Annotated in this window: 16 protein-coding genes; 4 read left to right on the top strand and 12 right to left on the bottom strand. The window is 39.5% G+C overall.

From position 1 onward, the window contains the following. Window positions 1-43 precede the first annotated feature (43 nt). The gene (locus tag AACW45_RS15280; RefSeq protein WP_190633401.1) at window positions 44-415 is read right to left on the bottom strand and encodes a hypothetical protein; all 372 of its coding nucleotides are present in this window, start codon (window positions 413-415) and stop codon (window positions 44-46) included. Between the two features lie 1,223 nt (window positions 416-1,638). On the opposite strand from AACW45_RS15280, the gene AACW45_RS15285 reads away from it, so the two are divergent. Both AACW45_RS15285 and AACW45_RS15290 read left to right on the top strand, forming a co-directional pair. Then, window positions 1,639-1,863, top strand: a complete 225-nt coding sequence (locus AACW45_RS15285; RefSeq protein ID WP_190633402.1) for a hypothetical protein — start codon at window positions 1,639-1,641, stop codon at window positions 1,861-1,863. A gap of 205 nt (window positions 1,864-2,068) precedes the next feature. Beyond that, window positions 2,069-2,356 carry a hypothetical protein gene (locus AACW45_RS15290; protein ID WP_190633403.1) on the top strand — a complete coding sequence of 96 codons (288 nt, stop codon included), beginning with the start codon at window positions 2,069-2,071 and terminating at the stop codon, window positions 2,354-2,356. A 700-nt stretch (window positions 2,357-3,056) separates the two neighbouring features. Here the strand turns inward: AACW45_RS15290 and AACW45_RS15295 are convergent. The 7 genes from AACW45_RS15295 to aroA form a co-directional block, all read right to left on the bottom strand. Beyond that, complete coding sequence (locus AACW45_RS15295) at window positions 3,057-7,655, bottom strand: PAS domain S-box protein (RefSeq protein ID WP_190633404.1); 4,599 nt, start codon at window positions 7,653-7,655, stop codon at window positions 3,057-3,059. Between the two features lie 25 nt (window positions 7,656-7,680). After that, window positions 7,681-7,842 carry a hypothetical protein gene (locus AACW45_RS15300; protein ID WP_190633405.1) on the bottom strand — a complete coding sequence of 54 codons (162 nt, stop codon included), beginning with the start codon at window positions 7,840-7,842 and terminating at the stop codon, window positions 7,681-7,683. Next, window positions 7,829-12,871, bottom strand: a complete 5,043-nt coding sequence (locus tag AACW45_RS15305; RefSeq protein ID WP_190633406.1) for a PAS domain S-box protein — start codon at window positions 12,869-12,871, stop codon at window positions 7,829-7,831. The genes AACW45_RS15300 and AACW45_RS15305 overlap by 14 nt, the downstream gene beginning before the upstream one ends. Before the next feature lie 539 nt (window positions 12,872-13,410). Beyond that, window positions 13,411-16,512 (bottom strand): CHAT domain-containing protein, encoded by a 3,102-nt coding sequence (locus AACW45_RS15310; RefSeq protein ID WP_190633407.1) that lies wholly within the window; start codon window positions 16,510-16,512, stop codon window positions 13,411-13,413. A gap of 448 nt (window positions 16,513-16,960) precedes the next feature. Then, the gene (locus AACW45_RS15315) at window positions 16,961-17,353 is read right to left on the bottom strand and encodes a sunset domain-containing protein (RefSeq protein WP_190633408.1); all 393 of its coding nucleotides are present in this window, start codon (window positions 17,351-17,353) and stop codon (window positions 16,961-16,963) included. A gap of 228 nt (window positions 17,354-17,581) precedes the next feature. Next, on the bottom strand, window positions 17,582-17,932 hold the full coding sequence (locus tag AACW45_RS15320; RefSeq protein WP_190633409.1) for a BON domain-containing protein: 351 nt from the start codon (window positions 17,930-17,932) through the stop codon (window positions 17,582-17,584). A gap of 490 nt (window positions 17,933-18,422) precedes the next feature. Then, window positions 18,423-19,772, bottom strand: coding sequence for a 3-phosphoshikimate 1-carboxyvinyltransferase (gene aroA, locus AACW45_RS15325; protein WP_190633470.1), 1,350 nt, complete (start codon window positions 19,770-19,772; stop codon window positions 18,423-18,425). A 502-nt stretch (window positions 19,773-20,274) separates the two neighbouring features. Between aroA and AACW45_RS15330 the strand changes: the two genes are divergently transcribed. Next, window positions 20,275-20,787, top strand: coding sequence for a hypothetical protein (locus tag AACW45_RS15330; protein WP_190538878.1), 513 nt, complete (start codon window positions 20,275-20,277; stop codon window positions 20,785-20,787). 159 nt (window positions 20,788-20,946) lie between these two features. Here AACW45_RS15330 and AACW45_RS15335 read toward each other — a convergent pair whose 3' ends face one another. From AACW45_RS15335 to AACW45_RS15345, 3 genes are all read right to left on the bottom strand, one after another. Then, window positions 20,947-21,534, bottom strand: a complete 588-nt coding sequence (locus tag AACW45_RS15335) for a thioredoxin family protein (protein WP_190633410.1) — start codon at window positions 21,532-21,534, stop codon at window positions 20,947-20,949. A gap of 201 nt (window positions 21,535-21,735) precedes the next feature. After that, window positions 21,736-23,220, bottom strand: coding sequence for a DUF4114 domain-containing protein (locus AACW45_RS15340; RefSeq protein ID WP_190633411.1), 1,485 nt, complete (start codon window positions 23,218-23,220; stop codon window positions 21,736-21,738). A gap of 462 nt (window positions 23,221-23,682) precedes the next feature. Then, complete coding sequence (locus AACW45_RS15345) at window positions 23,683-23,898, bottom strand: chlorophyll a/b-binding protein (protein WP_190633412.1); 216 nt, start codon at window positions 23,896-23,898, stop codon at window positions 23,683-23,685. Between the two features lie 151 nt (window positions 23,899-24,049). Here AACW45_RS15345 and thyX point away from each other — a divergent pair, with 151 nt between their 5' ends. Next, window positions 24,050-24,772: an FAD-dependent thymidylate synthase gene (gene thyX / locus AACW45_RS15350; protein WP_190633413.1), complete on the top strand. Its 723-nt coding sequence runs from the start codon at window positions 24,050-24,052 to the stop codon at window positions 24,770-24,772. 19 nt (window positions 24,773-24,791) lie between these two features. On the opposite strand, the gene dcd is transcribed toward thyX, so the two are convergent. Next, window positions 24,792-25,361: a dCTP deaminase gene (gene dcd / locus AACW45_RS15355; RefSeq protein ID WP_199331146.1), complete on the bottom strand. Its 570-nt coding sequence runs from the start codon at window positions 25,359-25,361 to the stop codon at window positions 24,792-24,794. Window positions 25,362-25,386 lie beyond the last annotated feature (25 nt).

Here is a 25,386-nt window from a genome sequence, read left to right on the forward strand (position 1 = left end):
CTGCAACAGAGATAGCCTAGACGGCGGCTTTGATTTATGCGGGTTAATTACTAGGGTAGTCTTCTTCCGATAAAAGATTCTCGATATTAACTACTAAGGGTATTTCACTAGCAATTGGCGGACTGACACTAATCATAGCTTTGTTAGCAAATAGTTTTAATTGCTGCGTCAGTTGGGGAATAATGCTGGTAATATTCTGGTATGGTTCTATATTATGGCAAACCAAAATTAACATCAGAATTCCCGAATTAATGCGGAAATACCAATGACAATTGGATAAGACAATACGTGTTGAGTGAACGCAATTTTGATAAAAGAGTTGCTTAATTTTATCTTCAAGTTGTCTGAAAAGTATTTCACTCAATTTAATTGTCCGTTCTGAAGGTAAATCGTCAGGATGCACTGGCTGATACATAATAATTTACAAGTAAGGTTAATCATTTTAATTGGGTAGAAATTCACAGCAAGTCTAACCATAACTGAGGATGATTTTCTTTCAGCTTTGTAGAGATTTGCAATTTCTTGGATTTCTACACAGCTTGATAAATACATCCAACCAATAACCACTAACTCGATCGATAAATTTGGGATGGATGGATAGCTGTGGGAGCAAGAGATGAATTTGCTATGTAGTAAATTTTAATCATGGCAAAATCTACCTATTGGGTGCGATCGCTCTAGGTATTTCCTACAGCTGATACTTATTGCCTACCAACCATCAAAGACTAAGTTTAGCTCTAAAAACTGTATCATATCTATCTTTTTACCAACTCAATTGGTAAAGAAAATATTATTTTTGCACAGACAATCTGTGAATGGCTAACAAATCAAGGCTTTCTCTCCCTCATTAGTAAATATTGCTTACCTGCTGCCAAAATTTTTGCTTCTACAAGCTAATTTGTATAAATGTGGGATGATTTTATAGATATCTGCATTAGCTGTTAGCTAAATATTTGTGAATTGGTATGAGCAACGCTCAACTCCTGCTCACTCTATTTGATTTTAGCCTCAGATTTAGTCAAGGTTGAGCATCGATCAATCTTCTGTTGCCTTAATTTTCTCTGTACGTAAGTTATTCCTTAATATCTATGCTAAGATATCCAAATAGGGAATCAAAAGCGCAAAAGCAAAAATTATCTTGGGAAATTAGATAGAACCTAAAATTGAAGATTATGCTTTTGTGTAAGTAAATCTAATTAAAGTAAATGTAGCATCTTGTAACCCAAAAATTGGTATTTTCCTGTATCAACCTAAAACTAGACAGTCTCATCTTTCCTTGGCAATGACAGCGTTAGCTGATAGGGAAGCATTGATAAGCTTGATATCTACAATAGGGAATTATGATACAAGGTTAGTCGCCCAAACTGTACCAGAAAAGTTATAAAATCATTTGCAGTTGGCATAACTATGTTAATCACGAACAAACTTTTCACGGATGTTCGTCAAGCTAGAGTAAAGGAATCAAATTTTCGGTTTGGGTAAACCAACGGTTTGAGGAAATGAGGTTCTGATTCTACAATGTTGGGGAGGTATTGTAGCGTTGATACATCGGTAGCAGTGCTAGCATTCTAGACAGATATCGGTTTGCTTACAGTTCATCAATTATCTGGGATTCTTTGACATTATTAATTACTCACTATGTTAAACTTTGCCTATTCATCGATTGCTCTAGGTTTAGCTTTACTTTGTTTGGCTATCACTCCAAAAATTAATAATTCGCTTGGGCAAATATTAGCTTTATTATTCGCGACTTTTTGGTTATGTTCTAGTCTATTTTTTTCACTGATACCTATTGAATTAATATTAGCGATCGCGCTTTTTTATCTCACCCCCAAAGCTCATTTTTGGTCGCGGATCAAGTAAATCTAGTAAATCTAAATTATTTACCAAGATTTAAATATCAGATTTCTGACAGAAATTTGGTATTTGCTTATGAGGTAGCTAAATAACAATTTGACTGAGATAGATGATGCTTTGTTAATCAGACTGACTTTATTGAAAAGAATAGTTATTAGATCCATCGTCAGCAAACCGATGTATCATAAAGGTAGCTTTACAAAAATCTACAATGATAGAACGCCCAATCAAGAAATCGGAACGTCAGGCTCAAGCCAATACTGACAAAAATTCGGAAAATTCGGCTGATTTACAGGCTGAGTCTAATCCTAGAAGCTCAAAATCGAAAGGTAATCGTTCCTCTGGTAAAGGAAAAAAATCATCTTTTGGTGAGGAAACCAAGCAACAGGTTAGTCCCGCACTAGTAAGGGGGCCAAAACCCGTGAAACCGAAAGTTGATGTGAAAGCGGAGACGGAAACTGAAGCAGAACCTAGCGCTGAAGAATCTCAAGATTCATAGGGGATGAACTCAGCTTTCATCGCCTGCCTATGAGTAGTATATATACTTACTCACAGGTTATTGATAGCAAGAACATTGAAGTGTCAGGCAGTAAAATTCATTAACATTGTGACAAAGCAGGTTTGACTAGTTCATAATCTCACATCACATGATAATGCTTTTCTATTAGTTATCGAGAAAAGAACGCTCCACACAAATCAACTTGAATTGCTATATATCTTGAATAAAGATAATCTCAATATAAATAAAGCTCCTCACAGAAATATAGAGGAGCTTTAAATTTTTTAAACAGCTAATGACTGAAAATAATATAACTTCGCTGACAGATATAATCGTCTGTCTATAGAAAGGCAATTATATAAATTTAATTTGTTTGGTAGATTACAATTTTTGTTAAATAAATGCTTAAGGTTTAGCAGTGCTAAACTTTTACAGCAGTTTTCACCTATTTACAGCAGTTTTCACCTATTTAAACCACATCTGTCGTAGGGGCACGGCACCGACAATCTTTTGGTACATACAATAATTTTACTAGTGCCGTGCCCCTACAGCGTGGTCTATTTACAGGAAAATGCTGTAGCCAGATAGATTAGGACATCAACCTAAGATAAAACCCTGACAATAAAAGGCTTTTAAGTCTGTCAACACTTCGACAGGCTCAGTGCGGGGCTGTCAACAGTCAACTGTCAACAGCTATAAATCATGACTTGCGTGCATGTAACAATTGTTGAATTAAGGCTGCAAGTTGCTGGAGTTTGACAGGTTTGCAGAGATATTTGTTAGCACCGCCGACTAAACATTTTTCTTCATCCCCAGGCATGGCTAGGGCTGTCAGCGCAATAATGGGAAGATGGGTAAAGTTGGGATCTAAGCGGATTTGCCTGATGGCTTCTAGTCCATCTACTACCGGCATTTGAATATCCATTAAAATTAAGTTGGGGGATTGGCTTTTAGTAAGAGCGATCGCTTCTTGACCATTTCGTGCCAAAATCATCCGATAACCTACAGCTTCTAAGTAAGTAGAGAAGGTAAAAATATTAGCTTCGTTATCTTCTGCTAGCAAAATGAGGGGTGAATTCTCTATTGTGGCGATGAGTGGAGAATTGAGCTTTGGCGATTCTGAGTTGACTAACTCAGTTGCCGCAGAGATATTGCCACAGGGTAAATCAACCGTAAAGCAACTACCTACACCAAGTTCGCTGGTGACTCCTACCTTACCGCCATGTATTTCTACCAGTCGCTTGACGAGAACTAACCCCAAACCAGTACCGTTATATTGACGGTTTAAAGCACTATCAATTTGGATAAAAGGTTGAAATAATTTATTGAGGTTTTTGGGTGCGATACCAATACCTGTATCAATGACAGCAATGCGAATAAAATTTTGCACTGATGTCATCTCTGCTTCTAGCGTCAATTTTTCATAAGTAACTTCTAAGGTAATGCGCCCGCCTGCTGGGGTAAATTTCACAGCATTATTGAGTAAATTAATCAAAACTTGGCGAATCCGCCGTTCGTCTACCATTAACTCTGGTAGATGGGGTTGAATCTTCACTTCCAGTTGGATGCGCTTTTGAAAGGCTTGCTGTTTAATGAATGCTAAACTTGCTTGGCACAGGGGATGAATTGCTACTTTGGTGTAGTGTAACTCTAGTTGACCGGCTTCAATTTTCGACAAATCAAGGATATCGTTGATTAATTCTAAGAGATGGTTCCCGCTCTGCTCGATGGTTTGCAAACACTGTTTTTGCTTCTCAGTAATTATACCGTATATCTCATCTTCCAATGCTTCTGTTATACCCAAAATTGCATTTAAGGGGGTGCGGAGTTCGTGACTCATGGTGGCGAGAAATTCATCTTTGAGCCGGGTAGCGCGAGCGAGTTCTGCATTAGAGGCTGCTAGTTGTTGATTGGTTTGTTGCAGTTGTATTTCTGCTAATTTGCGATGGCTAATATCATAGTTAATGCCGATAATCCTTTGGGCTTGCCCTTGAGAATTGCGTTGCACCAATCCATAGGCTTTGAGAGTGCGAATTTCACCATCGGACAAAATAATTCTCAACTCAGTATCTAATTCTTTCTCTGCGTTAATGACTTGTTGAAAATTATCGCGGATGCTAATTTTATCTTCAGGATGGAGCAGCTGGGAAAATTTTTCCCAAGCACTTTGACTCAAATCGAAATTTGTGGGAGAGACACCAAACAGTTCATACATGCGCTCATCCCAAACTAGGGAGTCGTTGAGCAAATCCCAATCCCAAATGCCAATTTGTGCCGATTTAACTGCCAAATTTAAGCGATCTGACAGGTTACGCAGCTGTTCTTGTGCTTGTTTGCGGACAGTAATATCACGAGCCATACCGCGATAGCCGCGAAATTGTTTATTTACATCAAAAATGGGCACTGCATTTGTTTCTAAAGTAATTAATCGTCCATCTTTATGGAGGTTAATATTTTCTAAGCATTGAAAGGGAACTTGCTCAAAGACGAATTTCATTAACTCGTTCAAGACTCTTTCGGCTTCGGCTGTTGGCATTAAATCAAAGGGAGTTTTGCCTAAAACTTCCTCTGGGGCATATCCTAATATTTGCATAATTTGCGGACTCACATAAGTATAAACGCTCGCTTCATTCACTTCCCACACCCAATCACTGGATGTTTCTACTAAATTTTGGAAGCGTTCTTTACTTTGTTTTAAGTCGGCTGTGCGTTGGCTAACTTGAGCTTCTAAAGTCTGATTTTGTAATGCTAAAACTTGTAATAAGCGATCGCGTTCTTGTTCTGCTTGTTTTCTGCGCTTAATATTTGTAATTGTGCCGACATAACCGATGACTGTACCATCTGGATGCTTTTCGGGAACAGCTTGCCCAAATACCCAGTTCTCGACGCCATCCCGGCGAACAAACCGATATTCTAAAGCAAAAGTCTCACCTGTTTGGACTAGGTGCTGCCATTGGGTTGTCACCATTTCGCGATCTTCTGAGTGCAGAGCTTGTTTCCAGCCATCCGCTAGAGCTTCTGCAAGTGTCAAGCCAGTGATTTCACACCAGTGTTCGTTGACATACAAGCAATTTCCCGCCATGTCGGTGCGATAAATACCTACGGGGGCTGATGCTGCTAGGGTTGCATAACGGTGTTCGCTTTCTTGTAAAGCCTGTTCAATTTCCTTGCGTTCTGTAATATCTTCATAACTGGCGACGATGGCGATAATCTCATCATCAGAGTTACGTAATGGTATTTTATTAGTGCGCAACCATCTGTGAAGGTTGCCAGTTTTGGTAAATGGTTCTTCAATATTAAACTGAGGTTGACCAGATGCCATAACTAAGCGATCGTCTGCTTGATACAGTGCAGCTTGCTCTCGCCAAACCATCTCAAAATCTGTTTTACCAATAATTTCTGCTGTGGAAGTTAGCCCCGCATCTAAAAGTAACTGACGATTGCAGCCTAAGTAACGGCAGTTTCTATCTTTCCAAAAGATAGCTATTGGTAAGCTATCCATGACAACTTGTAAAAGAATTTGACTTTCCTGCAGGGCTTTTTCTACCTTTTTGCGTTCGCTAATATTATGAGAACAACCGAGTAGGCGAATGATGTTACCTTGGTTGTCTCGCATGACTGAAAGCCGCAAGCTAATATATATTAATTCTCCTGTTTTAGTGCGATTTCGCAACTCAATTGCATGACTACCATTTTGGAATAGCGGCTCCATTACCTGTGTTGATAGTTGCTCTAAATCTTTCGGAAAGTAAAGTAAACTAATTGACTTACCTATGACTTCAGTTGCCCTATAACCGTAAAGTTTCGTTGCACCCTGATTCCAAGTTTGAATAATGCCATTAACATCTGTAGAAATTACCGCATCATGAATTTCATCAAGAATTTGGGCTTGGAGTTGCAAGGTGGCTTCTGCTCGTTTGCGTTCGGAAATATCTCGCCCTTCGGGAATCAGCATGACTATTTTTCCTGATTCATCCTTGAGGGGACGAATAGAAAAATCTATGGTGATTATTTGACTCCCAGCGCCTAATATATCTACTTCGTAGCGGATAAATTCACCTTGAGCGGCTAGTGCGATCGCTTGTTTTAATCTTTGCTGAGTTGCTGGGGAAATTTTCCACCAGTAAGCTTCCCAAAAAGGTTGATTAATAACGTCTTCTCGTTTAACACCACCAAAGTCTAAAGCTGTTTGGTTCACCTCTAGTAAAATTCCCTCTGTTGTCAGCAATCCGGTAAACTGAAAGGTGTTATTAAAAATTGCTCGAAATCGGCGATCGCTCGCTTGCAATTCCTGGGTTCGTACTTGTACTTTCTCTTCTAAAGATTTATTGAGAATTTGCAAATTTTCATAGAGTTCTGCCTGTTGAATCGCTAAAGCTAAATGCACAGATAGTTGTTCGAGGATACTGAGTTCATGTTTCTGCCATTCGCGAGTTGTGCTGCACTGATGAGCTATCAGCAATCCCCACAGTACCTGAGTATTTGATTTTCTGACTTCTCCCAAATTTTGACGGTGCATCAAAATGGGTACGACGAGATTCGCCTTCACCCCAAATTGTTCTAGTAAGTGAATATGACAGTCTGTTAATCCTGCATTGTAAATATCTGCAATTGCCCGAATTTTGCCACCTAAATAAGCTACGCCCTGATTTTCTCGAAAGCAACTGTCTTGAATTTGACAGTTAAGGGAAGCTTTCCATTGTGGTAGTACTGACTCAGCAACAATTGTACCATTCATTTGCGAGTCAAATTGGTAGACGATCGCTCTATCTGCTTTGAGAAGTTCTCGTACTTCTTGCACGGCTATAGAGAGAATTTCCTTTAAACCCAAAAACTGACGAATTCGCAGCAAAATTCTGGCTAATAATAGTTGTTGTTGCTCCTGTATTTTGATTTGCTGCTGTAGAAAGGTTTTTTCTAATGTAGAATGCACCGTTTGGCAAAATTCCGTACATGTGAGTTTACCTTTAGCTAAATATTCTGCCGCACCCAACTTGATAGCTTGAGCCGCGATCGCTTCATCTCCCTGCCCTGTTAACATAATTACTGGCACTGGCAAACTCTCATATTGCCACCGCAACTGCTCAAGAAATGCCAAACCATCCATATCTGGCAGTTGATAGTCTAAAATTATTAAGTCTGGTTGGCTTTGTGCTAAATATTTTCTCGCTGCTATTACCGTATCAATCTCAACTATATTATAAGTGGCAAGTAGATCCTGATTTAAGTAACGGCAGTATAGGGATCTATCTTCTGGTGAATCCTCCAAAAGCAAAATTGTGTAATGAGAAATTGCCATAGATGAGATTGACAGCTAGTGATACTTAATTATACTTACGTCTCCGATTTTGTACTTGATATAGGTGTTGACGGTTGACGGTTGACGGTTGACGGTTGACTGTTGACTGTTGACTGTTGACGGTTGACGGTTGACTGTTGACTATTGACTGTTGACGGTTGACTGTTGACTTCTTAATTGTGTGCATCTAAAAGCTGTTGAATCAGGGCTGCAAGTTGCTGGAGTTTAACAGGTTTGCAGAGATATTCGTTAGCACCACCAGCTAAAAATTTTTCTCGATCGCCAGGCATAGCTAAGGCTGTCAAGGCAATGATAGGAATATTTACATAGTGAGAATCTGCGCGAATTTGTTTAATTGCCTCTAAGCCATCAACTCCTGGCATTTGTATATCCATTAAAATTAAATTGGGGGATTGGCTTTTGCTGAGGGCGATCGCTTCTTGACCGGTTTTGGCTAAAATCAGGCGGTAACCTACAGCTTCTAAATAACCAGAGAATGTCAAAATATTAGCTTCGTTATCTTCTGCTAGCAATATTAGGGGTGAATCCTTTGCTGTAGCTATCAGGGTAGAATTTAGCTCAGATGATAGCGATTGCACTGACTCAGCTACCTCAGATATATTGCCACAGGGTAAATCAACGCTAAAGCAACTGCCTACACCAAGTTCGCTGCTAACTCCTACTTTACCGCCATGTATTTCCACCAGTCGCTTAACGAGAACTAACCCTAAACCAGTACCGTTATATTGACGGTTTAAGGCACTATCAATTTGGATAAAAGGTTGAAATAATTTATTGAGATTTTTGGGCGCGATGCCAATACCTGTATCAATGACAGCAATGCGAATAAAATTTTGCGCTGATGTCATCTCTGCTGCTTGCGCCAATTTTTGATGGGTAACTTCTAAGGTAACGCGCCCGCCTTCTGGGGTAAATTTTACCGCATTATTGAGTAAATTAATCAAAACTTGGCGAATTCGGCGTTCATCTACCATTAACTTTGGTAGATGGGGTTGAATATTTACTTCTAGTTGAATGCGTTTTTGTAAAGCTTGCTGTTTAATAAATGTCAAACTTGCTTGACACAGGGAACTGATAGCTATTTGGGTATAGTGTAACTCTAGTTGACCGGCTTCAATTTTTGACAAATCGAGGATATCGTTAATTAATTCTAATAAATGCTGACCACTGCGTTCAATGGTTTGCAAACTCCGTCTTTGTTTATCGTTGATAACGCCAAATACTTCTTCCTGTAATGCTTCCGATAAGCCAAGAATTGCATTCAGGGGGGTGCGGAGTTCGTGACTCATGGTAGCGAGAAATTCATCTTTGAGCCGAGTAGCGCGAGCAAGTTCCGCATTAGAAGTTGCGAGTTGTTGATTGGTTTGTTGTAGTTGGATTTCTGCTAATTTGCGCTCGCTAATATCATAGGCAATACCGATTAGCCTTTGGATTTGCCCTTGAGAATCGCGTTGTACTAGTCCATAGGCTTTGAGAGTACGAATTTTACCATCGGCTAAGATAATTCTAAACTCCGTCTCTAGTTCTCCATCTCCAGCAATTACTTGTTGAATAGTAGTTTTGATGCTAACTGTATCATCAGGATGAAACAGCTGTCCCAGTTTTGCCTCAGCTTCCTGACTGATATCAAAATTCTCAGGGGAGACACCAAAAAGTTCATACATTCGCTCATCCCAAAGTATGGAATCGTTGAGCAAATCCCAATCCCATATGCCAATTTTGGCGGATGTAACTGCTAATTTTAGGCGATCTGATAAGTTACGTAATTGAATTTCTGCTTCCTGTAACTGAGCTTGTGAGCGTTTGCGGCCTGTGATATCCCGATCCATACCGCGATAGCCGCGAAATTGTCCATCGGTATCAAAAATGGGTACGGCGCTGGTTTCTAAAATAATTAATCTGCCATCTTTATGACAATTAGTATTTTCTAAGCATTGAAAGGGAGCTTGCACTGAGATAAATTTCATAAACTCGTTCAAGACTCTTTCGGCTTCTTGAGGTGGCATTAAATCAAAGGGAGTTTTACCTAAAACTTCCTCTGGATAATATCCCAAAATATTAATAACTTGCGGACTCACATAAGTGTAAATCCCCGATTCATTCACTTCCCACACCCAATCACTAGATGTTTCTATCAGATTGCGGAAGCGGTTTTCACTTTGTTGTAATTCGGCGGTGCGTCGGGCAACTTCTTGCTCTAAAGTTTGATTTTGTAATGCTAAAATTTGTAGTAGGCGATCGCGTTCTTGTTCTGTTTGTTTGCGCTTGCTAATATCTTCGGCTATAGCACCAATGCGGTAAATTTGCCCTGTTCTATCTTGAATCGGGAAACATCGACCCCAAATCCAGCGAATCGAGCCATCAGGGCGAATAATTCGGTATTCTTCATTTAACAATCCCTGTCTAGCCGTAGCTTCATATGCTGCTTGAATGCGGGAAACATCCTCTGGGTGTAAAGCATCTTGCCAAGAATCGGGATTGGCGTACAAACTTTCATTACTTCGTCCCCAGACTTCCTCATAGGTGGGGTTAATATAAAGTAATTCGCCAGAGTCAATCTGCCGCAGTAACATCACTTGGCGGCTATTTTCTGCAAATTGGCGAAATTTCTCTTCACTATCCCGCAGCGCATTCTCGGCTTGTTTGCGTTCGGTAATGTTTTGTGTCATCAGGATACCTGCAATCACATTACCCTGTTCGTCGCGCACGGGGAGATAATGGGTTAAGTAAATAAACTCTTGATAAGGAACTTCGGCAATTACTGTTTCACCAGCCAGTGCTTTGTAAAACATGGGTACGATCGTTTCGCATGTCTCTGGCGGAAAGATTTCCCAAACCGTTTTTCCTTCCATTTCTGACTTATTCAAACCTGCTCGCGCTAGTTCTAAGCCTCCTACTAACAGGTAGCGCAAGTCATGGTCAAACAGCACAAATACGCCATTGGGAAAGTTATCTACCAGAATGTGGTAAAGGTGTTGACTTTGCCGCAAAGCTGCTTCGGCTTTTTTGCTACGATTGATATTAGTAATTGTACCGATATAACCGATGATAGTGCCGTCGGGGTTCTTTTCGGGAACAGCTTGCCCAAATACCCAATTTTCCAAGCCATCCGGGCGCAAAAAGCGATATTCCAAGCTAAAAGTTTCCCCTGTTTGGATGAGATGATGCCATTGGGCTGCAACTATATCTCGGTCTTCTGGGTGTAAGGCTACAGCCCATCCTTGGCCTGCTGCTTGTTGAGGAGTCAAACCCGTATTTTTACACCAGACATGGTTAACATACAGACAATTTCCTTGAGCATCGGTGCGGAAAATACCTACAGGGGCGGATGCGGCTAGGGTGGCGTAACGGCGTTCGCTTTCTTGTAAAGCTTGCTCAATTGCCTTGCGTTCTGTAATATCTTCATAGCTACCCAAAACGCCGATAATTTCTCCATCAGGCCTGTGTAGTGGGACTTTATTGGTGCGTAACCACCTGTGAAGATTACCGCTTTTGGTAATTGGTTCTTCAATATTAAACTTTGGCTGATGGGATGCCATGACAATGCGATCGTCGGCTTGATAAAGTGGAGCTTGTTCTTGCCAAACCATCTCAAAATCTGTTTTGCCAAAAATTTCTGCGGTTGAAGCTAGTCCCGCATCTATCAAAAACTGGCGATTGCAACCCAAGTAACGATAGTTGAGATCTTTCCAAAAGATAGACATGGGTAAGCTATCCATAATCACGCGCAAGAGAATTTGATTTTCTTGCAGTGCTTGTTCGGCATTTTTTTGAATAATTTCGTTGCGTTTAGCTGCGGTGATATCTCTTGCCGCCCAAATTACTGTTTCTGCGGAAATTGGTGAAACTTTAGCATGAAACCACAACTCTTGATTACCGATATGTAAGCTGTATTCCCATTCTTTTGTTGCTTGTGTAGCTAGAGTTTCCCCAATCAAACTGACAAACTTCTCTGCAAGGTGATGAGGTAAAATTTCATAGACTGTTTTCCCAATCGATTCTTCAGGGGGGAGGTAAAGCTTATCTGCACTGGTAGGCGCAATTTTCAGATAACGCCCTTGTTTATCTATTACCAAAATCACATCAACCATTGCATTAAACAACCCTCGCAGTTCAGCTTCCGAGGCTTTGAGGGCGGCTAATGCTTCTTGGCGTTCCTTTTCTAGGCGCTTTTTTTCATTAATCTCTCGCTTTTGAGGAATTAGCGGCACAGGGTTAAAATTTTGCAGATTTTCACACATCTGTGCCTGTTGAATGGCTACAGCTAAATGCACAGATAATTGTGTGAGTAAATCGAGTTCATGTGTCTGCCATTGACGAGTTGTGCGGCAATGGTTAACAATCAATAATCCCCACAAGACTGGAGAGGAATCGCCATTGCTTTTATCTGCTGGCGCTGCAATTTCATACTTCAGTAAAATCGGCACCACCAAATTAGCTTTAACATGAAATTTCTCTAACAATTCCAGATGACAAGCTGTTAGTTCTGCGGCATGAATATCAGAAATTGCCCAGATGTCACCGTTAGTATTAGCTATTCGCTGATGTTCTTGCCAGCAAATATCTTGAATTTGATTGTTGAGGGAACTTTGCCACTGTGGTGCTATAGAATTAGCAATAATTGTGTCTTTTATTGAAGCGTTTTGCTGACACAATAATACCCGATCGACTTGGAGCAATTCTCGTAACTCGTTAACGGTTGTTGTGAGAACTTCCTCTAACTGTAAACATTGATGAATGCGCTGTAAGGTTCTGGCTAAAAACTGTTGTTGTTGGGCTTGAATTTTTAGTTGCTGTTTAAGATGGGTTTTTTCTAATGTGAAATGCAGCGTTTGACAAAGCTTTGCACTGGTGAGTTGACTTTTTTCTAAAAATTCTGAAGCTGCATATTGTGTTGCACCAGATGCGATCGCCTCATTTGCCAAATCTGCTAAAATAATCGCGGGAATTTGGCAGTCGTCAAATTGCTGCCGTAACTGCTGCAAAAATTCTAAACCACCTATATCCGGTAGTTGTTCGTTGAGCAAAATTAAGTCTGGCTGGTTTTGTCTCAGCTGTGCCCATGCTGCTATTCCTGACTCAGCCTCCACTATATTATATGTAGCAAGTAGATCCTGATTTAAGTAACTGCGGTATAGGGAGCGATTTTCTGGTGAATCCTCCAGAATCAAGATTGAGTAATGGGACGTTGCCATACATGATAGTGTCTATCTAAATTACAGGTAAATTGCTTTACTTGTCTTATCTGTGGTTTCAATGCAGCTAGAGCGATCGCTTCTCATATGCATTATCAGCATCACATTTTCATGAAATCCTACTAAGGGGAGATTTTTTAGTTTATCTTGTTCATTATTAAATTGAAAGACATTTTTATCACATGGATTTTTCCTACCTAAATTAAGTAATTACATAATTTTATGTATATATAATGACTCTAATATTTTTCTCTGGCAAGTTCTTATTGTTTGTTTTCCGGAAGAAATACAGCAAGTTAACCTCAGTTTTTTTACTAATCAACAAGGTATAAATTATCTACTTGTATTAGCGATCGTTTCCGCGTTTATCATCAGTAGTAGGCTGTTTTAGGGACTTCCAAGTAAAAAATATTCTCGAAGCGATTGTTTCCTGTTGACCGTTGACCGTTGACAGACGCGATTAATCGCGTCTCATCTGTCGGGGTGTCTTTCATCCCATCCCTAGAAGGAATCCCCAGGAGAAAGAATTTACAAACATTTCACAGCCCATTACCAATTAAAATAAAAGGTGCCCAATAGAAGGGATGACTAAATTCATTGGCAGCATTAGCAATTAACTTACTATTACTTTTATTTTGCTTATTTGCTGAATAATTACCAGAAATTAAAGCTATTTGGGCTTTTTGTAAAGCTTCGGCTTTGGTTAATTTACCAGATTTTAATTCTTGATAAAATACATTCATTAAAGCCTGTGTACCGCCATCAGATACAGGCCATAATGAAGCAATAGACGCCTTGGCTCCTGTTAGTTGTATTTGATATCCTAAACCAAGAATTTCTTGTCCATTGCCTAATTTTTCTCCTAAAGCTGTTTGACAAGCGCTTAAAACTACTAAATCAACATTGGGTAAAGACCAATTTTCGATATCGCGTAAAGTGACATGTTCGCCATCACCAAATAAAATAAAAGAATCTTCAGGACTCCCTTTAACTAAATATCCATGAGTTGCCAAATGGACAATTTTATAATCGTTCATTTGGGGAATTGTTGCTGCTGGACTAAATAGTTTATCTAAGATTATTTTAGTTCCAGGAATTGTTTGAGCTAAGGTTTCTACTTCAGTTTTAGCAAACTGTAATCCTTGAAAAACTTCGGCGCGATTGGCAAGTTTGACTGTATAATCTCCTTGGGTAAAAGCTGCTGCTAAAACGTTAATATTTTTTGATGGTTTATTGTCAAATTTGGTGAGACTTGCAGATGTAATGTTATTCACTACAAATCTTTGTGCAAGCCATTCTTTACCATCAAATAATCCAGCTAAGGGAACGTATCTTAATTGTCCATCGGGAGCATAAATAATTGTTTTTGCATCGGCTTGTTTAAGTTCATTTTCTATCGGCTGAATTAACCAGCTATATAATTTAAGTGCTGGCTGTTTGATATTATTACGAGGTACTTGGATTTTTTGCCGATATTCTTCAATTGTTTGCTCTAACTCTTGTTTTTTTACGGCTACTGTACGATGAATTGGTGGTGCGTCTGCTGTAACGATGACTAATTCTAACCTATCTTCTAAAACTAAGGGATAAAGGAGAACAGCTTTGTTATTTAACTGGCGTAAATTATCCCGCAGTGAATTTAGTTGGCGTAAACTGAGGTTTTCTTGACTTGATGTTGTAGATAATTGTTGAGTTAAAGCAACTACAGCCGGACTTTTGATAAATTTGTTAAATTCGGCGGTAGCTTGTTGCTCAAGTTGTACTAGTTCGGCGATGCGCTTTTCTTGTGCTGATGTGCGTTCCTTAGGATTTATTTTGCGGAGAGTAGTAAGTTCTTTACCTAAGAGAATTACTTTATCTTGAATGGCGCTATATTTTTGCGATATTTCCTGTTCTTGAGGTTTTAGGGGTAGGTTTTGTACTGGCTGAGAATTACTATTAGCTGTTCTTGTTTGATTACTCCCACGATTATTACCCAGAAAATCTTGCACTTCCTGAATTTTCAGTAAATCTAAAACTTGTTGCGCTTCAGCTGAACGGTTTTGCTTGAGTAATAAATCAGCTAATTTGCGGTACCTTTCAGATACTGTTTCTGTATAGGATTTTTGAATGTCTGTAGGAACAACGCGCAAATTTTGGCGGATAGTTTCGGTAAGATTGACTGATTGTTTGTAGAATGCGATCGCTAATTGTGGCTGATTTTGTTGCGCTAACACATCCCCTAAATACTTCAGTGTAGCAGCTTCGCTAACTTTATCGCTCACTTCCCGGTGTATAGCTAAAGCTTGCTGATATAAGCTGGTGGCTTTTTCAGACTGCTGTTGCTGCTGGTAAATTTGTCCGAGATTGCTAAGGGTGACACCTTCGCCAGTGCGATCGCCTACTGTTTTATAATTAGTCAAAGCTTGCTGATTTGACTCGATGGCTTGGTTATATTTCCCGCTACTAGCGTAAACTCGCCCAATATTATTTAAGGTGACAGCAATACCTTGGGGATATTTATTTTCTTGATAAATAGCTAAAGCCTGTTGATATAGCCTCAGTGCTTGTTCGTTCTTACCTTGGCTAAAATAAATTTGCCCGATATTATTCAGGTTCAATGCTTCCCCTTGAAATTGAAACGAATCTTTACCAAAAGCATCGCCAACATTCGCGCGACTGCTAACTTGTTGTAAAGCTTGGGGATTTTGTCCGAGAGCATCGTAGAGTAATTTTATATCCTGTTTATTTGTGCCTTTATATTCCCCACTGCGGAATTTTTTGTAAATATTGGCAGATTTCTCCGCCAATTCTAAAGATTTTTGATATTGCCCTAAGCTAAAATAAGCACCTGCAAGATTATTTAAAATTGCTGCTTCAGTACCATAAAAGCAAGTCGATTTTTGTTGATAACAAAAGTCTTGAATGGGAGTTAAAGCTTGTTGGTAAGCATCTAGCGCTTGAGTATAGTTACCCAAATTAATGTAAACAACGCCAATATTATTTAAAGTCTCCGCACTGCCCACTTTATCGCTATTTGCTTTGTAAATTGCTAAACTTTGTTGATAAAGTTCTAAAGCCTTTTGATATTGACCCATCCTAAAATATACAGCCCCAGTATCCGCCAGCAAAATGCGTTGACTTGTAGGATAACTGGAATCTTGAGCATTAGCAGCTTGCAGTTGTTTGAGAATAGTTAAAGTTGATTGATAAGCTTCAACTGCCTGGGGATATTGACCTAAATTGGTGTACACTTCTCCTATATAGGACAGAGGTATCCATTCACTCTGGGTATATCGTGCCTGTTTGCGGATAGCTAAAGATTGTTGCAAAAACTCCAGCGCTTGAGAATATTTACCCTGACGCAGATAAACATAGCCGATATTGGTAAGGGCGTTAGCTTCCCCTGCTTTTGCATTGTATTTTTTGAAAATCGCCAACGCTTGCTGGAACATTTCTAACCCAGCTTGCAAATCGCCTAAACCAACTAAATCTTTATATACCATTCCTTCGCCATTACTATTTAAGGTAATCGCTTCGGTAATTTTTTCTTCAGCCGTTGGCGTTGGTGCTTGGGCAATAACTGATGCTGAATTATGAAATAGTAAGGATGGCGCAAATAATGTTAGCAGGGCGCTGATAGTAATTAAACGTAGTAACATGAGTAAAATTTTATATGTAACTACTTAAGATAACTCTCGCAACCCGCTAGAACAGGAAAATTTTAACAAAGTTTGATTATTTACAAATTAAGCCTTTGTCCCGCAAGGAACTTTAGTTCCTTGTTAATAGCTGAAGTCATCTTTAGATGACTAGATATCCTCAAAATCTTGAGTCTACTTCAGTAGACTTTGGCTATGAGCCTGAGAATTCATTCTCAGGCGGGTAACACAGCTAAGACAGAGGCTATTTTTAGCTTAAGTTGACACCAATGGTTCACAGATATGCTCCAATAATTCACGACTATCTCGCTTAACCCGCCCCTACTTGAGCTATGTCCCTTGGAATGAATTCCAAGGTGGGTGACAACGCGCTTCGGGGCATGGCAGTGCCAGTGCCCCTACAATTAAAAATAATCTGTACCTCACCAACTGGTGAGCTGCGCAACAATTACTTAGGCGCTGTAAAACCTGCTTTTTCTGCCGTAGCGGTATCTTTAAAACAGATATCTGGTTTTACTTTGGCATAATCAGGAAACTTCGCAGTGTGATAGATATTTCCTCGCTTTGCCGTAGCTTTCCCCTTAATAGGTGCGTTGCTAGGACAAGTAGTTTCATCTTGAGGTTTTACGCCTAACTTTTGTGCATCTGCGGAAATCGCCGTATTAGTTCCAGTTGCGGAAGTTTCTCCTTTTTTATCAGGCTTGACTTGAGAAACCGCCGTTGGTTTTTCAGGGTTATTAGTAGCTGATTCTTCTGATTTACCACCACAACTAGCTAACATTAAAACGCTTAACAATGTTAGCCCAATCCCAAATTTACGTAGTTGAATTTTTCTATTCATGGAATATATCATCCCAAAATCAAGTGTTATCATCGACAGATGAAAACAGCATATAGAGGTTGTTTAAAAAGTATTTTGTTGTGTTTTAAGTAATTCTTGCTTGCCTATTTAACCTAAAAGTATGTATTTATAAATTTCGTTAAATGGCTTGCTGTCAACAAGATGACTTTTAAAACATCCTCTGATAAAAAATTGCTGTCTCATCAATGAATTAATTCAAAAAATCCTTTATCCAACTGTAACTTCGTTGGTAGCTACTTCAGTTGCACCACTTACTCCAGCAGCAACTTCAGCCAATTGATTCAAAGTATCTGCATCGGGTACTTTCCCTTTTAAAACTACTTTAGTTCCTAATTGAGCAACGTAAATTGTATTAATACTATCAAAACGAGGATCTTCATCAAAAGCCAAGGCAACTCTTTTAGCTAAACCACTTTGGTCATATTCCCCATTTAATCCCATTCTTTCAATAGGAATTGTTTCACCTTCAGTAGAATTCTCAGCTACTAAAGTAGGCTCAGGATTTACTTGAGCATTTTCTGGTTTTTCCATACCAAAAAGTCTTTGTAACCAGCCCATAATGTATTTTCTCCAATGCTAAATCTTGAATTTACGCAAGTACTTGAATTTACGCAAGTATTTTAACTTATTCTGAATTTAGATTGATTGTAGCCAATATCATGCAAATGAATGTTGAAAAAATTATTTATATTAAAGATGCAGATATCAACGAAATATTTAACTTATGACAAATCCAAGATTAAGTCAATGATTGTTATTTTTTGTTAAAAATTAGAGCAAATTTATTGACGTTTCCAGCCAAATCTTGGTTAATTTTCTATCCTGTAATATTCAGTTTATAGAAAATATCTATGAAAAAATAAAAATAATTAAATAAAACTTATAAAAAATTAGTGACTAGTCAAGAGTCAACAGTCAATAGTCAATAGTCAATAGTCAATAGTCAACAGTCAATAGTCAATAGTCAACAGTCAAGAGTCAATAGTCAATAGTCAACAGTCCATAATTTTAATGCCCAATGACCAATGACTAATGACTAATGACCATATTAATTAACGATCGCAGTTAGGGTATTAAAGAAGTCAGGGTAAGAAATCGCTGCTGCTTCGGCGCGGTGAATTGTCGTGATCCCGGTGGTGACTAAAGCGGCGATCGCTAAACTCATGGCTATGCGATGATCTGTATGGCTATCAACATCAGTCCCCACTAAAGCAGTACCGCCTGTAATTTCCATCCCATCGGGGAGTTCAGTAACCTTAGCACCCATTTTATTGAGTTGCTGCGCCATCACGGTAATGCGATCGCTTTCTTTAACTCTTAACTCCTCTGCATCGCGAATAATTGTTGTTCCTTGGGCAAAGACGGCTGCTACTGCCAAAATGGGAATTTCATCAATCATTCTTGGTATAATATCGCCTGCAATAGTACAGCTTTTTAAACTACTGGAACGCACTCTAATATCCGCTACTGGTTCCCCTGCGACTTCTCGCTGATTTTCCAGTTGAATATCTGCGCCCATCATCGCTAAAGCTTCTAAAATCCCGGTGCGGGTAGGATTCACGCCGACATTTTCTACCACCAATTCCGAACCAGGAACAATTGCGCCTGCGACTAACCAAAAAGCTGCGGAACTAATATCCCCAGGAACTATCACCTTTTGTCCATAAAGTTGGGCTGGCCCGGTAATTGTCACGCTATTACTGTCTGAATCTATACTCAGTTCCGCACCAAACGCCCGTAACATCCTTTCGCTATGATCGCGGGAAAGGGCTGGTTCAGTCACCGTAGTTTTACCGTCAGTGGCTAGCCCAGCGAGTAAAATACAAGACTTCACCTGTGCTGAGGCAATGGGGGAATGATAGTGAATTGGTTTAAGGGCTTGTCCTTGAATCGCCAGGGGTGCGAGAGAATTTCCTTTGCGTCCCCAAATTTGCGCGCCCATTTCTTGTAAAGGTTTAACTACACGGGACATAGGACGCGATCGCAAAGAAGCATCACCTGTTACAGTAAAAAAGCGCCCTGGATGGGAAGCCAAAAGTCCCAACATCAGACGCAGTGTAGTGCCAGAATTACCAGCATTCAATACCTCCAGTGGTTCTTGTAAATTTCCCAGCCCAATACCTTTAACCTTGACTAAATCCGTATTTAGTTCCGAAATTTCCGCGCCCATAGCTTGAAAACAACTAGCAGTGCTGCGCGGATCTTCTCCTAAAAGCAGACCTTGAATTTCCGTTTCACCTTGGGCGATCGCACCCAACATTAAAGCACGATGAGAGATAGACTTATCACCGGGAATCCGAATCCGACCTTGCAAGGATAAACCAAAGGGAGGTCGCTGGATAATTAATTTTTGCGAAAGATCTGTTTGCGTTTCTTGGGTTATTACAGCAGCCGACATTAGGATACACTGGCTTTTGAAGACATATGGAAGTAAATCAGCAACTGCTTGTATTGCAGTAGTTGACTTCCTTCCTAGTATCCTATCGCCTTTTGTTCTATGAAACTTAATCAAATCTTCCAAAAGTTGCCAATGGTCATTGGTCAATAGTCAATAGTCAATGGTCAATGGTTAATGCTAATTACTTTTGACTCTGGACTCTTGACTTTGGACTCTTGACTCTAGACTGTTGACTATCCGCTATACTAAATTCGGTTATCTTAAGATTATTTACAATATATTCAATAAATTTACTTTTAAATTAGCTTTCCGGATAAAAATAACAGTTTTTGCTCGATCAATTCGTGCCCTAACTATTTTGATATTTATTTATCTCCCTTACCAAATAAGCAGATTCAGTTAATATCTAAGCATGTTTTATTGTTTAGTTTCTGACCCAGACTGCTAGATACCCTGGTGTTGATTTTTTGTTGTTCAATAGCTTTTAGCCCTTATCGCTCCCATGCTGACCCATCACCGCAAGCCTGTGTGCTTATCACTAATTTCCACCGACCTACCAGTTTGGTCTGTTGTGGAAACCGCCGGAACATTGTATCAAAAAGATACTGACCGTTTTCATTTACTCTTGACTGCACCACCTTTAATTAGTTGCGAAATCATAAATTCTCAAAATACCGAGGATACACCTCCGCAAAAACGGAGTAGTGCTTATGCACCCAGCAGTCCCAGAATTTTGTGGTTAGAGATTTCCCCATATCGGGTAATAATGACCATGCAAGGTAACGCGCAAGTGAGTTATCGTCACTTCTGGGAACAGGGTGTTTATGGTGTTAGTCGTTACTGGTTACCAACTGAGTCATTGCAACCTAATGAGCCTATCCGTCTGCGTAATTTCACAACTGCTATGGTTCTCACGGGCAAATCTTTACCAGAGCATTTGCGGATAGAATACGAATTATGGGCAGACAAAGTGCAATTAGGACGCTACATCCTTAATTTAGAAATCAAGCATTAATCGTCAATTTATCTTCACCCTCACCCAGTTAAAAAATCATCGTGAGGGTGAATTTTTAAATGGTCATTGGTCAGAGACGCGATGAATCGCGTCTGTACAATTGTCATTAGTCCTCCTTGTCTCCCTTGTCTCCCTTGTCCTCCTTCCCTTCCCTAGCCCCTAGCCCCTACCAAAATAACTAGGCGCATTCCCAGCTTTCCATTTAATATTGCAGCCAATGCTGGGTTTTTGCTCATCTGACACAGATTTACCCGCTAGCACCGCTTCAATAGCTGCACGTAAATCCGTACCTGTGACAGGTTGACCATTACTGGGTCGGCTATCATCTAATTGTCCGCGATATACAAGTTTCTGTTCACTATCAAAGACAAAAAAATCAGGGGTACAAGCGGCTGTATAAGCCTTGGCTGTTTCTTGGCTTTCGTCGTAGCACACAGGAAATTTTAAACCCAGTTCTATCGCCATTGCTTTTAACGATTCTGGCGCATCATCTGGATAATTTTCCGCATCATTCGCACTAATAGCAATTATGCCTAAATCGCTATTTTCATAGTCAGTTCCTAACAGCGCCAATTGCTGTTGAATATGTTTTACAAACGGACAATGGCGACAAATAAACATGACCAATAAGGCTTTTTTATCAGCAAAATTAGCCAAAGAAATTACTTCACCAGATACTACTTCTGGTAGATGAAAATCTGGAGCGATAGTGCCTAGTGGCAACATTGTTGAAGCAGTTAAAGCCATAATTTACCGGATGAGATTTCCCTAATAGATCATACCAATTGAAAAACAATGCAACAAATTGTAGGGGCACGGCATTGCCTTGCCCTCTAGAATAGATTGATGTGTCGCAAAAATTATTTGAATGGGTATAACAAAATAAAAGCACAACAAATTAATTGTGCCCTATCTGTTTACTTAATTTACTGGAAAGAGGCTAGATTTTCAAATATTCTTCACCACCACAACTTGGTTAAACCCATGTGGATTAAAGTCTCCAAACGAATAGGTAGAAAAGAAAAAGTCACCTGTCAATGGATCAATTGCTGCGCCAATGGGGCCGTCAATTCCAGTTATAAAATCTTGGCGGCTGCTGCTAATGGGATCGCCATTTTCATCTATGCTGTAAACGCCAACTTTGTCAGCATCTTGCTCTGTCATTAAGATGCGCTGGCTTTTAAATTCTGGCATGGAACCAGACACATAAACAAAAGCATCAGTACCACCACTGAGATTGACTGATTTACTTGCAGGTGCTATATCCCAAGTCCCTGCGCCATCAGCAGACACAGTAGTGTCATAAAATGTACTGGTATCGTAGGAGGTAATTTTTAACCGCCCAGCACCAGGAAACCCTTGAGGTACAAAAGTTAGCCCACCTGTAGAGGCGTCAAAACCTAGCTCGTTTAAATCGATTTGCTTGTCAGCGCTAGAACTACCAGGTTTGATTTGCCCTACTGTATTGTCATTCCATGTGGTATAGAATAAGACATTATTAGGGCCAAAGTCTAAACCTGCATCAATCAAACCGCCATTTAACCCAGGTGCAGTAGCTAATAAGCTAGCTGTGCCTGTAAATCCGATAATATGATTATTAGCATCTCGTTGGAGTGCGATCGCATAAATTTGGCTATTTTCTCCCTGGGGTGTAGAACCAATAAACAAAGTATTGGGATCGTCTGCTTTAAAAGCCAATCCCACATAAGGAGTTGGTAACCCTGGTACTGCTCCCAGACTCGTAACAGTATAAGCAGTATTAAAAGGAGCAGCCAAAGTCATAAATTGGCTAACTTGTTGAGCGTAATCGATTAATTTTTTACCAGATTCTGTCTTACGCCATTCTTTTTGGGAATTAATCAGTGCATCTAAGGGAGATGTTTTCCCCGTTGCTCCCTTAATTTGAAAAATCAGATCGTTATAATCCCAATCAGAACCTTGAGACGCAAGGATATCTTCAACACCGAAAGTTGCACCTTTCTCTGTTCCCTGTCCGAGTTGGGCAAAATGAACAGATTTGTCAGTATTCGCATTAGCAATCGAAAATATAGCAATTTTATCTTTAGGAGAATTAACCAGTTCGCTAATTTTTCCATTAGGTAATAGTAGAAAAGCAAACTGCTCCCCAGGATTCATAGCAAAGCTTTTTTCGCCTAAAAAGTTACCATCATTTTTCTCACTTTCTCCAAAGTTGCCACTAAATTTAGCACCTTCTGTAGAATCGGTAATAGCAAGATAACCAGCTACAGAATTGCTGAGAATCCGACGGGCAGATTCTTGAATAAATTCCATCGAACCAAGTTGTAAACTTTCCATCCCCTTCAAACTGAAGAGGCCAAGTTCTCCATGATAACTACCACCATCAGCTAAAAATTCAATATTGGCTTGCCCATCAAGCCCGACATTAAACACACCAGGATCTAAAAAAGACATTGTTTAAAAATGTTGAGCCTTACTCGCAAAAAAAAATCAATTTCAATCATGCAAAATTAGACTTAAATTTTAGTTAGCAATTTACATTACCGTGTAATCTTGCAGCTAAAATTCAAGTCAAGCATGAATACAGACAGGATTTAATTGATAAATCTGCTGTTACTTAAAGATTGATATTTAAATCTAGCAAAAAAAAGTCTCGATAATATTTAGGAAATCTACGCAATTTTTTTTGAATATATTATGTTTTTCTGAATTGATTTCGGTATTTACAGAGATGAATTATTTAGGTAAAATCTAACAAAAAAAATACAACATTTACTGGATATACAAAGTTATTAAATTGACGATTATTAATAATTTTAGAGTTTTTAGCATAAAAACCCTGACTGTATTAAAAAGTCAGGGTTCTTGTTTCTCACAAATTATTGAAAATTACTCAATAAAAATTAAAGTTACTATTTACAGATTTGCCAAAAGACCAACAATACCGTGTCCTGTAACAACTTCTAAGGCTATTAGAGACACAAAACCAATCATTGCTAAACGGCCATTGAGGAGTTCTGCATAGGGTGTAAAGCCAGTGCGATCGCCTTGCTCATCTACATATACCTTTGGTTCAAGGGCAAAGTTGTTCATTAAACCTTGGTCATCAACGATGGAAGTATTGGTACGCATAAGATTTTCCTGCTTTGATTTACTATGTAACGAAGTGTAACTCATTTAGTTAACTTTTGTAAAGTAAATGAGTAAGTTGAATCAAGTCCAAGGCAGCGATATCATAGAGGATCGTTGTTTTAGACATATCTCACGAACAGGCTGCATACTCATGGATCGATTTCGCGTAGAGGTTATTAGCAAAACACCCAATCCTCAGCAGGTGATTTATGCCGCCATGCACCAGGACTACACTGAGGCGTTCGTGTATGATGAACGGGACTCATGGCCGTCTGAGTCACAATGCGGTGAAATTATTGTCAAGCGACTTTTAGCAGGTGAAAGGGGACATTACGGGCCTTTAGAGCATCCCCAGATTGTTTTTAACTGTGGCTACTTTCCCCACAGTGTTATGCAACAGGCGCGTACACATAGGGTGGCTGTATCATTCGATGTCCAATCCCTGAGGTATACGGGTAACCAGTTTATTGATGTAGTAGAGGGCAAGAAAGATATTGAAGATGTTTTTTACCTGCGTCCTGTAGGCTATTACACTGATAGACAAGGTAAAAAATATTATTACTCACCAGAGCAAAGAGCATCAGATTTACAGTGGTGTTTAGAAGCAGCGAAACGATATAAAGCTGACTTTGAAGCTGGAATGTCTGAGGAACATGCTAGAGGTAAAATGCCTTTTGATTATCGCCAGCATTTTGTTGTGAGTTTTAATTTAAGGTCTTTCTTGCATTTTTGCGACCTCAGAAACAAGAAAGACGCTCAATTAGAGATACAAAAGTTATGTGAAATGATGTGGCCGCATTTTGCTGATTGGGTGCCCGCGATCGCAGAATGGTATGAAAAGTCCCGCCTGGGTAGGGCGAGATTAGCACCTTAACTTATGGCTAACTTCAGCCTTAAACTTTCGCTAAGGTGACTTTTTCAGATTGATCCTGATATTTACCTTGACGGGTTTCGTAACTAATTGCGCAGGGTTCACCTTCTAAAAAGAGCAATTGCACAACACCTTCATTGGCATATATGCGACAGTCAGCACTGGAAGAATTAGAAAATTCTAAAGTTAGATGACCTCGCCAAGCTGCCTCCGCAGGTGTTAAATTTGCGATTATGCCACAACGTGCATACGTAGATTTACCGATACAAATCACGGTAATATTATTGGGAATCTCTAGTTTCTCTAGGGCTACACCCAAACCATAGCTGTGGGCAGGTAAGATAAAATAACTACCATTAACATCAGTATGTAAAGGCGTTGACTCTAAATTCTGAGGATTAAAGTTTTTGGGATCGATAACAGTTCCGGGAATGTGGCGAAAAATGCGAAATTCAGCAGATGAAAGGCGAATATCATAGCCATAGGAAGATAAACCATAGCTAATAACTGGTTTTAAGCCTATTTCTGCGTCTTGTTGCACTTTTCTAATTAAAGTTGGCTCAAAAGGCGAAATCATACCCTTTTGGGCCATTTGAGTAATCCAGATATCGTTTTTA

Source organism: Calothrix sp. FACHB-168 (assembly GCF_963889195.1).
GTDB lineage: Bacteria > Cyanobacteriota > Cyanobacteriia > Cyanobacteriales > Nostocaceae > Aulosira > Aulosira anomala_A.